This window comes from uncultured Nevskia sp., assembly GCF_903885465.1.
GTDB lineage: Bacteria > Pseudomonadota > Gammaproteobacteria > Nevskiales > Nevskiaceae > Nevskia.
The window spans coordinates 1-10188 of record NZ_CAISIQ010000354.1 but is presented as its reverse complement, the minus strand read 5'-3'; the positions used below and the strand labels follow the sequence as shown (position 1 = coordinate 10188).

Here is a 10188-nt window from a genome sequence, read left to right as displayed (position 1 = left end):
GGTACTGGATCGGGATTGAATCCGGCTCGTGACTATACGGATTCAGGCTCATTGATGGACCTTTCATCGGCTGCTCACGAAGCTTTGACGAAGCGCGGCCAAGCGCCCGAAGCGTGTTTCCGGGCTATCCGCGCAGCTTCGAATGAGCCGCTGTCATCAATGCCGTGCGAAGCGCAGCAAAAGCCGTTCGTCGGCAGGTGAATGGCACGCTCCGTGCTAAACCTGACCGGCTGTTTGCAGACCCCAGCCTGCACCAGCGCCAGGGCGGTTCGCCGCCGACGATAACCAGGAGTTGCGTGCATGAAACTGATCACAGCCATCATCAAGCCTTTCAAGCTTGACGAGGTGCGTGAAGCCCTGTCGGAGATCGGCGTCGCCGGCATCACCGTCACTGAAGTCAAGGGCTTCGGCCGCCAGAAAGGCCATACCGAGTTGTACCGGGGAGCGGAGTACGTCGTCGATTTTCTTCCGAAAGTGAAGATCGAAGTTGCCATCGACGACGACAAGCTCGAATCCGCGATCGAAGCGATCACCAAGTCGGCACACACCGGGAAGATCGGTGACGGCAAGGTTTTCGTCACTTCGCTCGACCAGGCCATTCGCATCCGCACCGGCGAGACCGGGCGCGACGCGCTCTGAACGACGGCTCAATACTTTTAGGGGACCCCCGATGATTTCTCTTGGCAAGCTTTCCCGAGCACTGTTGTTCGCCAGCCTGACGGCTGCGGGCGGCATTGCATTCGCCGAGGAGGCCGCAGCACCGGCCGCCCCGGTTGCTGAAGCGACTGCTGCACCTGCGGCCGAAGCCGCAGCTCCCGATGCCGCGGCTCCGGCCGCCACCGAAGCGGCAGCCACCGAAGCCCCGGCCGCCGACGCGGCTCCGGCCGTAGCGGCCAAGCCGCCGGTGTTCAACGAAGGCAACATCGCCTGGATGCTGGTATCGACAGCCTTCGTGCTGCTGATGTCGCTGCCGGGCCTGGCCTTGTTCTACGGCGGTATGGTCCGCTCCAAGAACATGCTGTCGACGATGACCCAGACGTTCGCGATCTTCTGTCTGATCGGCGTGCTCTGGGTGGTCTACGGTTACTCGGTGGCCTTCAGTGGCACCGGACCGTTCTTCGGCACGCTCGACAAGATGTTCCTGAAGGGCGTTGTCTATGACGCCAACGGGTTCTTCACGGCGACTGCGACCTTCTCCAAGGGTGTCGTCATTCCGGAACTGCTGTTCGCGGTGTTCCAGATGACCTTCGCCTGCATCACCGTGGCCCTGATCGCCGGCGCCTACGCCGAGCGCATGAAGTTCAAGGCCGTGCTGATCTTCTCGGTGATCTGGTTCACGCTGTCCTACCTGCCGATGGCCCACATGGTCTGGTGGTGGGCGGGTCCGGATGCGTACACGGGTGCCGATGTCATCGACGCCACCAACGCAACCGCGGGTTATCTGTGGCAGCTGGGCGCGCTGGACTTCGCAGGCGGTACCGTCGTCCACATCAACGCCGGTGTTGCCGGTCTGGTGGCGGCGATCATCCTCGGCAAGCGTTCGGGCTACGGCAAGGTGCCGATGGCACCGCACAGCCTGGTGATGAGCATGATCGGTGCCTCCCTGCTGTGGTTCGGCTGGTTCGGCTTCAACGCCGGCTCCAACCTCGAAGCCAACGGCTACGCCGTGTTGGCCTTCGCGAACACCGCGTTCGCCACGGCTGCTGCCGGCGTGTCCTGGTTCTTCGCGGAATGGCTGTTCAAGGGCAAGCCTTCGCTGCTCGGCATCATCTCCGGCGCGGTTGCCGGTCTGGTGGCGATCACCCCGGCTTGCGGCTTCGTCGGCATCGGCGGCGGCCTGATCATCGGTCTGGTCTCCGGCGTGGTCTGCTTCTTCGCAGTGGCCTACCTGAAGTCGATCCTCGGCTATGACGATGCACTCGATGCCTTCGGCGTCCACGCCGTTGGCGGCATCATCGGCGCCATCCTGACCGGCGTGTTCGTCGATCCGGCCAAGGGCGGCGTTGGCGTCTACAACAACTGGGTCGATATGGTTCCGGGCTACTCCTCGGGCCAGATCATGATTCAGGTCAAGGCGGTGCTGGTCGCCGTGGTGCTCAGCGCGGTGGTCTCCGCGGTCACGCTGCTGGCACTGAAGTTCACGATGGGCATTCGGGTGTCGGAAGACGCCGAAGCCGAAGGTCTGGATCTCGCCGAGCACGGCGAGAAGGCCTACAACCCGTAAGCGTTCTGTCGTAAGCGCCCCAAGCCTGCCAGCGGAAGTCTTTTCCGCTGGCAGGTGGCGCGAACCGAGTTCTCCAAGGGAAGTTGTCATTGGGCGGACCTGTCGCCGGGTCCGCCTTTTTTATGAGCGTGTACATCCTGTACAAGACCGCGCCGTCCCTGGCGCGGACTACTCAAACAAGCAAGAATCTTTACACTCGCAAAGTGCTTCAGGAACGAGAAACCAAAAATGAAAATGCTGATCGCCATCATCAAGCCCTTTCGCCTCGACGCCGTGCGTGAAGCGCTCGCCGAAGCGGGCGTTCAAGGCATGACGGTGACGGAAGTGCGCGGCTTTGGCCGCCAGAAAGGTCATACCGAGTTGTATCGCGGTGCCGAATACACCATCGATCTGCTGCCGAAGATCAAGCTGGAAGTGGCGCTGACCCCCGATCAGGTCGACAAGGCCGTTGAGGCGATTGCCCGTTCCGCGAAGACCGGACAGATCGGCGACGGCAAGATCTTCGTCTACGATCTCAATCAGACGGTTCGTATCCGCACCGGAGAATCGGGCGTCGACGCGGTCTGACACGCTAGCGTCCCCAATCCCGGACCGCCGCCTGCAGATCCACAGGAGGCTGTCCCATGAAACTGCACAGTGCGTTGTCGTTGAAGATTTCGCTGGCAGTGCTGTTGCTGAACCTGTCGGCAGCAATGCCTGCGGCGGCGCAAAGCCGGGTCTACAAGTGGACCGATGGCAATGGCGTGGTTCACTACGGCGACAGTACCCGCGGGCCGGCGAAATCGATCCTGATCAAACCAACCAGCAGCGGTCTCGACGGTGGCGCCAACGCGCCTGCGATCGATCAGGCTGCCTGTGCCGCCAAGCGCGAGCAGCTCAAGCGCTACAGCAGCGCCAGCCGGGTTACCGAAACCAATGCGCTCGGCGAAACCCGTGATTACGATGACGCCCAGATCAAGAAGCTGATCGAAACCACCGAAGCCGCCGTTCGCAGCACCTGCGGCGAAAACTGACGTCACGACCTTGCCCAAGCGCCCGATCATCGTCGTGCTGTTGCTGGCCACCGCAGGCGTAGCCGACGTTGCCCATGCGGCCGGCGCCTACAAATGGGTCGATGCCCAGGGCAACACGCACTACGACGATCAGAACAGCCTCAAGCAGCGGCTGACTCTGCAGTATCTCAACCAGCGAAACGTCCCCGAACAGATCGAAGCCACCACGCCACGCGAGTTCATCGAAGCCGTGGCCAGGGATTGCGCCAATGCCCGCGATCGCGCTGCCGTGTTCCGCGGCGCTCGAAAGGTCTATGGCCGGGATCCGGTAGGCAACGCCTATCTACTATCGGCCCGCCAGCAGGCGCTTGAAGTGGAGACGGCCGAACGCAACGTCCAGCGCTATTGCAGCGCTGGCGCCGCCGCCAGCTTGTATCGCGAGCAGCGGCTGGCGGCGTCGGCGCCGAAGGTCAGGAAAATCGAGGTCGAGCAGCGCCGCTGACCGCGGCGTGCCGTCGGCAATCAGCCGGCAATCGCCTTCTTGACGAAAGTCGGCAATGCAAAAGCTGCTGCATGCGTATCGACGTTGTAGAACTGGCAATCCATCGCCTCGATCGCTTTCTCGTCGAGCCGCGCGGCCAGCGGGCCAGCCGTCTTCTGTGCGATCGAACCGCTCCACCAGCCGCTCGGATAGATCGTCTGCGGGAAATGGATCAGGCGGGTCTGGGCGAAACCGGCCTGGCGCATGAACTTGTGCATCTCGGTGATCAGCGGCAGATGCAGGATCGGTGATTCCGACTGCTGCACCAGCAGACCGCCCGGCTTCAGGGCACGCAGGCAGTCGACATAGAACTTGGCGCCGAACAGGCCTTCCGCCGGGCCGACCGGATCGGTCGAGTCGATGATGATCACGTCGAGGCTGGCCGGTGCCACGTCCTTCATCCAGGCCAGACCGTCGCCGAAGAACAGCGTGGCGCGCGGATCCTTGTTGGCGACGCACAACTCGGGAAAGTACTGCTCAGACAGGCGCGTCACGCGCTCGTCGATCTCGACCTGGGTCGCGGTCTTCACTTCCGGGTGCTTGAGCACTTCGCGCAAGGTGCCGCAGTCACCACCGCCGACGATCACCACATGCTCGGGCGCCGGGTGCGAGTTCAGCGCCGGGTGCGACATCATCTCGTGGTACAGGAAGTTGTCGCGGGTCGACACCATCGTGCAGCCGTCGATGGTCATCAGCCAGCCAAAGGTTTCGGTCTTGAAGATTTCGATCTTCTGGAACGGCGTCTGCTCGCTGTGCACGCGCTCGCCGAGTTTCAGCGAAAATGCCGTCCCCGTCGCATCGACGGGCTCCGAAAACCAAGTGTTATCCAATGACATTTGTCGCGCTCCAGAAATGACGGGCGAGTATACGGTTTGGAGTATTTGAATTGAGTGACGGCCTTGAGTGACGGAATGAAGCAGCCCAACTGGACCCCCGCCGATTCGGTCGACCTCTACAACATCGCCAAATGGGGCGATGGCTACTTCGACGTCAACGATGCTGGCCATGTGATCGTGCGGCCGCAGGGTGCGGGTTCGGCTGTGACCATCGATCTGCACGAGCTCGCCGAGCGCCTGCCACGCGAAGGTCTGGACCTGCCCGTGCTGGTGCGCTTCACCGACATCCTCAAGGATCGTGTCGACGTGCTGACGGGTGCCTTCGCGTACGTCATCAAGGAGCTGCATTACAGCGGCCACTACACGGCCGTGTACCCGATCAAGGTCAATCAGCAGGGCTCGGTGGTCGAAGCGATCGTCGAGCACGGCGGCGAGCGGGTCGGCCTCGAAGCCGGTTCGAAGCCGGAACTGGCGGCGGTGCTCGGCTTGGCGCCGCCCGGCAGCATCATCGTCTGCAATGGCTACAAGGATCGCGGCTACATCCGTCGCGCGCTGATCGGCGCCAAGCTCGGTCACACGGTCTACATCGTCGTCGAGAAGCTCTCCGAACTGCCGCTGGTGCTGGCGGAATCGGTGGCGCTTGATGTCGAACCGATCATCGGTCTGCGCGTGCGTCTGTCGGCGGTTTCCGAATCGACCCAGCAGAACACCGGCGGCGAGAAATCCAAGTTCGGCCTGACCGTGCCGCAGGTGCTCGAAGCGGTGGAGATGATGCGTGCGGCCGGCAAGCTCGATGCGGTCCGCATGGTCCATTTCCATCTCGGTTCGCAGGTTGCCAACGTGCAGGACGTGGCGCGCGGCATGCGCGAAGCGGCACGTTATTACGTCGAGCTGCGCAAGCTCGGCGCGCCGGTCGATACCGTCGATGTCGGTGGCGGCCTCGGCGTCGACTACGAAGGCACGCGCTCGCGCAGCTATTGCTCGATGAACTACTCGGTGCGCGAGTACGCGCGCAACATCATCCGCACCTTGGCCGAAGTCTGCGAGACCGCCGGCGAGCCGCAGCCGAATCTGATCTCCGAAAGCGGCCGCGCGCTGACCGCGCATCACGCGGTGCTGATCACCTCGGTGGTCGATTCCGAAGTCGCGCCCAGCGGCGTGCTCGAAGCGCCGCATGCCGATGCGCCGGCCGCGTTGCGCGCACTGCACGAACTGCCGGGCCACATCGACGCCGACGGCCCGATCGAGTGCCTGCACGACGCCGCCAACTACCTGTCCGATGCCCAGACCCAGTACACGCTCGGCCTGATTCCGCTGCGTGATCGCGCTTACGCCGAACGCGCTTATTACACGGTTGCCCGAGCAGTGCTGCCGAAGCTCGATCCGACCATTCGCGCCGAGCGCGATGCCCTCGACGAACTGCGCGAAAAGCTGTCGGCCAAGTACTTCTGCAATTTCTCGGTGTTCCAGTCGGTGCCCGATGCCTGGGCGATCGACCAGGTGTTTCCGATCGTGCCGATCCATCGTCTGAACGAGCGCCCGTCGATCCGCGGCCGGCTCTGCGATCTGACCTGCGATTCCGACGGCCGTCTCGATCTCTATGTCGATCGCGAAGGCGTGGTGTCGACGATGGCGCTGCATGAACTAAAGCACGACGAGCCTTATCGACTGGCGCTGTTCATGGTCGGCGCCTACCAGGAAATTCTTGGCGACATGCACAACCTGTTCGGCGATACGAACGCGGTGAACGTCGTCGTCAAAGGCGACTCTTGGCGGCTCGAAGGTGCGGAGCATGGCGACCGCACCGACGAGCTGCTGCGCTATGTGCACCTCGCACCGGAAGCGCTAGCCCAGAGCTATCGCCGCAAATTCGCGGCGACGGATCTGCCGCAGGCAACGCGCAGCGCGCTGCTCTCCGAACTCGAAGCCGGTTTGAGTGGGTATACCTACCTGAGCTAAAAGCAGGTCTCACGCAAAGGCGCCAAGAAAAGCTCGGGATCTATGGCCTTTCCGTGGCGTCTTGGCGCCTTTGCGTGAGGAAAGCTTTCAAGCCCGCAGAAAGCGCCCGAACTCGGTAATGAAGCGCCGCGGTGATTCGAACGGAATCACATGGCCCGAGTTCGGAAACTCGATCAGCTTGGCGTGCGGCACCAAGGTGCCGAGCAGGCGCTGGCCTTCGGCTGGATACATCGCCGAGCGGCCGCCGATCATCACGGTCATCGGTTTCTGCATCGTGCTCATCGATTCGCGCCAGTCGAAGCCGTCTTCCAGATAGGAACGCAGCGAGTCGACGTAGACCGTCCAGTTGGTGGTCGGCACCAGGCGCTTCGCAAGCTGGTCGTAGCGAGTCAGGCTGGCCGCACCGCGCCAGCCGCGATGGCTGAACGCGAAGCTCAGGAACTCGGCAAGCAGCGCCCAGAAGCGCTGGCGCAGATGGCCGGGCAGACGATCGAACGGCGTGTCGCGATAGATCTTCAGGCGGTGCAGCAGATCGCTCCAGTCGGCCAGCCGCTCGGTCTGCACGCTGCCGAGTACGCCGTGCTGCCAGTCGTCGCCATTGATGATCCGCGGCGCCTGATCGATGTGCAGATAGCTGTGCACGCGATCAAAGCCGTAGCGCGCGTGATAGTCCATCGCCGTGCAGGCGCCCATCGACAGGCCGGCGAGGCGGACCTGATCGAGCCCCAGACTCTCGATCAGATCGGCGAGGTCATCGGCGTGCTGGTTGATCAGCTGCGGCGTGGTGATGCGCAGGCCATGCGAACCGCCGAAGCCGCGCAGGTCCGGCAGGATGAAGCGCTGCTTGAGCAGCAGCGGCGCGATCACCGGCAGCCACATCGCACCCTGCATGCCGAAGCCGTGCAACAGCACGCAGGCCGGGCCGCGGTCTCGGCCGACGTCGAGATAGTGGAGGCGGGCGCCGTCGCGGGTGGTCAGATGGGGCATGGGGCTTCAGTTCAGAGCGGTGGCGGGGACGACGGGCAGCACGATGCTCGAGGGCCGCGCCGCATCGTTGTAGATGGTCAGGACGCCGGCCAGCGATTGCAGCAGGGTCGGCAGCGGCGGCACGCCCTGCGGCAGGTTGCTGGCACTGACCGAGACGCGAAGCTTGTGGCCGGGTGCGATCACCGCGCTGGTCGGGAACACTTCGACCGGGACCAGCACCGGTTCGCCTCTGGGCAGCGGCTCGACCGATGCCTGCGTGTATGGATGCCAGGGCTGGATCATCTGGCCATCGAGCGTCCGGCTTTTCGCCGCATCGACGGCGCGCAGGCTCGCGGTCTGCAGGCCGTTGGTCAGCGTGCGCGCGATGCCGCGCTCGTCGACATCGGACACGCGGATCGATAGCCCGGCGTCGCCGGCCGTGCTGTCCATCCAGATGTCGGCCTGGATCGGGCCATTCAGATACATCGGCGCGGTCAGTGCGGCGGTCTCGTAGACGATCGCCAGGCGGTCCGAGGCATTCGAATTCTCGAAGCAGGGCAGTGGGATGTAGCCGGCGGCACCGGCCGTCCACTGCACCGTCGAGGCCGAGCACAGACCGGCGATCGGCACCTGCAGCGCGCGGTTGACCGGCTCGCCAGCGGCGGGCGCTACGCTGCTCAGCAAGTGACTGCCGTGCAGGAACAGGCGCAGCGCGCTGGCATCCGGATGCGGCCAGTCGCGGGCCGTCACATAGCGCTCGGCGCCGTAGACCCACTGGGTGACGTTGGGAATTGTCTCGGCGCCCACGTCGAGGCCCTTCACGTACTGATCGAACCAGCGCAGCTCGATCTGGTTGAGCAGCGGCACGCTATCGACCGGCAGGCCAGCGCCGAACGCAGCGTCGAGATGGGTCCACGGGCCGATCAGCAGTTTCGCCGGGACGTTGCGCTTCAGCACTTCGTAACTCATCGGCTCGCTGCGCTGGAACAGATCGCGCAGACCGCCGACGACGAAGGTCGGCACGCGCACCGCGTCGAGCACTTCCAGCGGCGAGCGGGTACGCCAGAACGGGCCGTCATAGGCGGTATCCGGATCGCCGGCCAGGGCGTTGAGAATCAGCGGCGCCTGGAATTTCAGCGCGGCATTGGTGATGTGTTCGAGGACGATCGGCAGGCCGTTGGCCGGATCGGTCAGCGCCGTCGGGTTGGTCACGCCGAGCACGGTGATCAGGCTCAGCCAAAGCGGGATGAACGTCGGGTTGATCTGGCCACCGGTGAAGACGATGTCGCGGTAGCCGTCGCCGATCGGCACGATCGGGAACGCGGCCTTCACCGCCGGATGATGCTGGGCGGCGGTCAGCATCGTCGAGATGCCGAGGTAGCTGACGCCGTACAGACCGATGCGACCGTTGCTGAACGATTGAGTGGCCGCCCATTCGGTGACTTCGGCGTAGTCGCCCTGCTCGGTTTCACCGAACGCTTCCCAGACGCCTTCGGACTGCCCGGTGCCGCGCACGTCGACGATCACGGTCGCGTAGCCGTGCCGGACGATGTACGGATCGGCACCGCCGAGGGCGTCGACCTGGCTGCCGACCACGCCGTTGTAGGGCGTCTGTACCAGCACCACCGGGAACGGGCCGGTCTCCGGATTGCCAGCGGCATCCGCTGGCAGGGTCACGTAGGTGGCCAGGCGGATGCCGTCGCGCATCGTGATGTACTGCACCGGCGAGCGCGCGATGCCGGCGTAGCCGGCCGGCGGATCGTAGGCGGTCCAGCTGGCGTTGCTGTTGCTGCCGATCGCTACACCGTCAGCGGCAGTAGCCTCGCGGCTGCCCAGGGTCGACCAGTCCGCGCTGGCTGACGGCGTTGTCGTCGTCGAGCCGTCCGGGGCGCTGCTGCCGCCGCAGGCTGCGAGGAAGATGGCCACGGCGATGCCGGCGGCGCGCAGGGAAGCCCTGCCGAAGTTCACGATGCCCATTGTCCCCTCCCGTTATGAGGCGTTCCGCTTTCGCCCGGCTGTGATCGCCGGGTCGAACGAGAACGCTTGTTCACTGAGGGGCGATGATACCCCTCGCCGGGCGTTTTCTACATCGGGCTCGGCCGACGACCGCGATCAGCCGCGGTTGCGCGCTCTCGCAATCGCCGCGCGTACCTGCGCCGGCGCGGTGCCGCCCCAGTGATTGCGCGCATTCACCGAGCCGTCGAGCGTCAGCACCTCGAACACGTCGGCTTCGATCAGCGCCGAGAAGCCGCGCAGCTCATCGAGCGACAGCTCGGACAGATCGCAGCCCTTCTTCACTGCATGACCGACTGCCGAGCCCACCGCGTGATGAGCGTCGCGGAACGGCAGGCCGCGCTTGACCAGGTAATCGGCCAGATCGGTCGCCGTCGAATAACCCTTGAACGCGGCGGCGCGGCAGGTGGCGCGTTCGACCGTGACATTCGGCAGCATCGCCGCGAACAGCCGCAAGCTCGCCGACAAGGTGTCGTGGGCATCGAACAGCGGCGGCTTGTCTTCCTGGTTGTCGCGGTTATAGGCCAGCGGCTGGCCCTTCATCAGCACCAGCAGCGCATTCAGATCGCCGACCACGCGGCCGGTCTTGCCGCGCACCAGTTCGGGCACGTCCGGGTTCTTCTTCTGCGGCATGATCGACGAGCCGGTGCAGAAGCG

The 10188-nt window shown here is 64.3% G+C and carries 11 protein-coding genes; 7 read left to right on the top strand and 4 right to left on the bottom strand.

The window, feature by feature from the left end; genetic code table 11:
• The 6 genes from QZY06_RS14095 to QZY06_RS14070 form a co-directional block, all read left to right on the top strand.
• Positions 1–201 (top strand): hypothetical protein (locus tag QZY06_RS14095; RefSeq protein ID WP_295685631.1); only part of this gene is annotated, 201 nt, incomplete at its 5' end.
• A gap of 99 nt (positions 202–300) precedes the next feature.
• Positions 301–639: a P-II family nitrogen regulator gene (glnK, locus tag QZY06_RS14090; protein ID WP_022976259.1), complete on the top strand. Its 339-nt coding sequence runs from the start codon at positions 301–303 to the stop codon at positions 637–639.
• A 31-nt stretch (positions 640–670) separates the two neighbouring features.
• Positions 671–2224, top strand: a complete 1554-nt coding sequence (locus tag QZY06_RS14085; RefSeq protein WP_295685629.1) for an ammonium transporter — start codon at positions 671–673, stop codon at positions 2222–2224.
• A gap of 228 nt (positions 2225–2452) precedes the next feature.
• On the top strand, positions 2453–2791 hold the full coding sequence (locus QZY06_RS14080) for a P-II family nitrogen regulator (protein ID WP_022976257.1): 339 nt from the start codon (positions 2453–2455) through the stop codon (positions 2789–2791).
• 56 nt (positions 2792–2847) lie between these two features.
• Positions 2848–3237, top strand: coding sequence for a DUF4124 domain-containing protein (locus QZY06_RS14075; RefSeq protein ID WP_295685624.1), 390 nt, complete (start codon positions 2848–2850; stop codon positions 3235–3237).
• Between the two features lie 10 nt (positions 3238–3247).
• The gene (locus tag QZY06_RS14070; RefSeq protein ID WP_295685621.1) at positions 3248–3718 is read left to right on the top strand and encodes a DUF4124 domain-containing protein; all 471 of its coding nucleotides are present in this window, start codon (positions 3248–3250) and stop codon (positions 3716–3718) included.
• Between the two features lie 20 nt (positions 3719–3738).
• Here QZY06_RS14070 and speE read toward each other — a convergent pair whose 3' ends face one another.
• Positions 3739–4593: a polyamine aminopropyltransferase gene (gene speE, locus QZY06_RS14065; RefSeq protein ID WP_295685617.1), complete on the bottom strand. Its 855-nt coding sequence runs from the start codon at positions 4591–4593 to the stop codon at positions 3739–3741.
• A 75-nt stretch (positions 4594–4668) separates the two neighbouring features.
• On the opposite strand from speE, the gene speA reads away from it, so the two are divergent.
• On the top strand, positions 4669–6552 hold the full coding sequence (gene speA / locus QZY06_RS14060) for a biosynthetic arginine decarboxylase (RefSeq protein ID WP_295685614.1): 1884 nt from the start codon (positions 4669–4671) through the stop codon (positions 6550–6552).
• Between the two features lie 87 nt (positions 6553–6639).
• Here the strand turns inward: speA and QZY06_RS14055 are convergent, their stop codons facing one another.
• The 3 genes from QZY06_RS14055 to QZY06_RS14045 all read right to left on the bottom strand — a co-directional run.
• Entirely contained in the window at positions 6640–7539 is a 900-nt protein-coding gene (locus tag QZY06_RS14055; protein WP_295685610.1) for an alpha/beta hydrolase, read from the bottom strand.
• Positions 7540–7545: 6 nt separating this feature from the next.
• A complete protein-coding gene (locus tag QZY06_RS14050) occupies positions 7546–9495 on the bottom strand; it encodes a CocE/NonD family hydrolase (RefSeq protein WP_295685605.1) in 1950 nt (649 codons plus the stop codon).
• Between the two features lie 135 nt (positions 9496–9630).
• Positions 9631–10188: argininosuccinate lyase (locus tag QZY06_RS14045; protein WP_295685601.1), on the bottom strand; the 558-nt coding region annotated here is incomplete at its 5' end.